2 protein-coding genes are annotated in these 1,918 nt (G+C 63.7%); one reads left to right on the forward strand and one right to left on the reverse strand.

Translation table 11 applies throughout. The features are described 5' to 3' along the window. Positions 1–135: 135 nt before the first annotated feature. Positions 136–705 (forward strand): 2OG-Fe(II) oxygenase, encoded by a 570-nt coding sequence (locus IEW15_RS25270; RefSeq protein ID WP_229708838.1) that lies wholly within the window; start codon positions 136–138, stop codon positions 703–705. A gap of 22 nt (positions 706–727) precedes the next feature. Here the strand turns inward: IEW15_RS25270 and IEW15_RS25275 are convergent, their stop codons facing one another. After that, complete coding sequence (locus tag IEW15_RS25275; RefSeq protein WP_188583276.1) at positions 728–1,858, reverse strand: TRAP transporter large permease; 1,131 nt, start codon at positions 1,856–1,858, stop codon at positions 728–730. Between the last annotated feature and the right edge of the window lie 60 nt (positions 1,859–1,918).

Here is a 1,918-nt window from a genome sequence, read left to right on the forward strand (position 1 = left end):
AATCTACATCTGGTAGGCCAATCCGGTTACCCAACCCAAGCCACCGCCTTCCCTGCCCGATGGGTAGGGTGAGCAATTACCAATTTTCGACAGGATCGCGATATGACATCTGGAAATGCATCCCGATCATCTTCATTGCCGGCTTTTGTCGAAGCCTATCCGAAGCTGCTGTCCGACGATCTGTGCGATCGGCTGGTGGCGCGGTTCGAGGCCGACAAGGATCGGTATCCCAGCCGCACGGCGGCTGGTCTGAGCGCCAATCGCAGCGGCGAAATGGCCTCGTTGCGTGGGGCCCATTGGCAGGACCTGGCAGGTGAGGTCGATCAGGTGCTGCGTCAGGCCTTGGTCGCCTATGCCGGCAAATACCAGTCGATGCAGCGGATGGTTCAGGCGCCGAATTTTACCATCAGCACGCCGGTGATCGAGCGGATCAGGCCGGGGCAGGGCTTCGGCTGGCATATCGACGCCGGCCCGCGCGACACTCATGACCGCTTCGTTTCGGCCTTGTGTTATCTCGCCACGGTCGACGAGGGCGGCCTGACCGAATTTCCCTATCAGGGCGTCGCGGTCAAGCCGACCAAGGGACTGATGGTGCTGTTCCCGCCATTCTGGACCCATCTTCATCGCGGCGCGCCGCCGGTCAGCGGCACGAAATACAACCTCACCAGCTTCTTCCTGCGCACGGCGGAATGGCAGGCCGCCTGATCACCGGGCCGCCCGCTTCCGGTTACATCATGTTCGGGATGAACAGCGAGATGATCGGGAAGGCGAGCAGCAGCCCTGTCACCACCACTTCCAGCACCAGGAAGGGGGCGATGCCGGCGAAGACCTGCTGCAGGCTCACCGCATAGTTGTGCGGAACCGAGGCATTGACCATGAAGGCGTTCAACCCCAGAGGCGGCGTCACCAGGCCGATTTCGAGCAGCTTCACCACGATCACCGCATACCAGATCAGGTCATAACCAAGGTCGGAGACGATCGGAAGCGTGATCGGCACCAACAGCAGCAGGATTCCCGACGGATCCAGGAACATCCCCAGGATCAGGAACAGGACCACGATCGCCGCCATGATCTGCCAGGGTTCGAGCCCGGCATGCCCTGTCCACTCGACCAGATCGCCGGTCAGGTTCGACGCGGCAACCAGCGTGATGAGCACCTTGGCGCCAAAGGCCATGACGAACAGTTGGGACGACTGCGAGACCGCTTCCTCAAGCGCCTCATAGACGTCGCGCCACCGCAGCATTTTTCGGCCGAAACCGATCGCTGCCGCGGCCAGCACGCTGACCGCGGCCGACTGGATGGTGGTGAACAGGCCGGTGAAGATGCCGACCGCGATGATCGCGAACAGCAGGGTCGCCGGCCAGAGGCCGAAGATGGCGCTCCACATCGCGCGCATCGACGCCCGTGCCGGCCGCCCCGGTGCTGCATCCGGGCGCAGTCGCACCCAGATCTGGACCGTGATCACATAGCCGAGCAGGGTCAGCAGGCCCGGCAGGATGCCGGCCAGCAGCAATTTGCCCACCGATTGTTCGGCCAGGATCGCGAACAGCAGGAAGGGGATCGATGGCGGGATCATCGACCCGACCGTGCCGCCCATCGCCACGGTGCCGGTCGCAAGGCGCCGGTCATAGCCGTTGTCGATCATCTCGGGCACTGCGATCCGGCCCATGGCGGCCGCACAGGCGAGGCTCGATCCCGACAGGGCGGCAAAGCCGCCGCAGCCGAAGATGCAGGCCACCGCCAGCCCGCCCGGCAGGCGGCCCAGCAGAATACGCATTGAGCGGAAGACGTCGGTCGTGATCCCCGCCTTGTGTGCCAGCGCGCCGAGCAGGATATAGCAGGCTGCGGAAAAATCCATCTATCTGGCCCCTTTCCCCGTCTGCCAGCGTCGTTTGAGGGTGCTTGTGCGGGGTTACGG

The sequence above is a fragment of the Tistrella bauzanensis genome, assembly GCF_014636235.1.
Lineage (GTDB): Bacteria > Pseudomonadota > Alphaproteobacteria > Tistrellales > Tistrellaceae > Tistrella > Tistrella bauzanensis.